The organism is Shigella sp. FC1967 (assembly GCF_001743005.1).
In the GTDB taxonomy this organism is placed as follows: domain Bacteria; phylum Pseudomonadota; class Gammaproteobacteria; order Enterobacterales; family Enterobacteriaceae; genus Proteus.
This window is the reverse complement of sequence record NZ_MIIZ01000214.1, coordinates 1-265: the sequence shown is the minus strand read 5'-3', so window position 1 is coordinate 265 and position 265 is coordinate 1. Positions and strand designations below refer to the sequence as shown.

The following is a 265-nucleotide window of genomic DNA, read 5'->3' as shown; positions in this document are numbered from 1 at the left end:
CCCCCAGCAAGTCAGCGCCAAAATAAGAACGCTGATGCGAGAGCATAAACAGCCTGAGGGGCTACTGCTTTTTTATATTTTGAGCGCTGGGATCGAAAAGGAGCTCTACGTCAATCACCAGCTTACCTCGGAAGAAAGTGAGCACATGATGGACGTCTATCTGAATCCCCTTGCGATGAGGCCAAGAAAGGAGCAGCTCATCTTGGCGGATGCGATAAATGACACCCTCGCCAAAGGGGGGCATCGGCATGGTCGAAGGTGGAAC

Annotated in this window: 1 protein-coding gene; it reads left to right on the top strand. The window is 52.1% G+C overall.

Annotated elements, in window-relative coordinates:
- Window positions 1-34: 34 nt before the first annotated feature.
- A partial coding sequence (locus BHE89_RS24175) for a hypothetical protein (protein ID WP_216080966.1) occupies window positions 35-265 on the top strand: 231 nt, incomplete at its 3' end.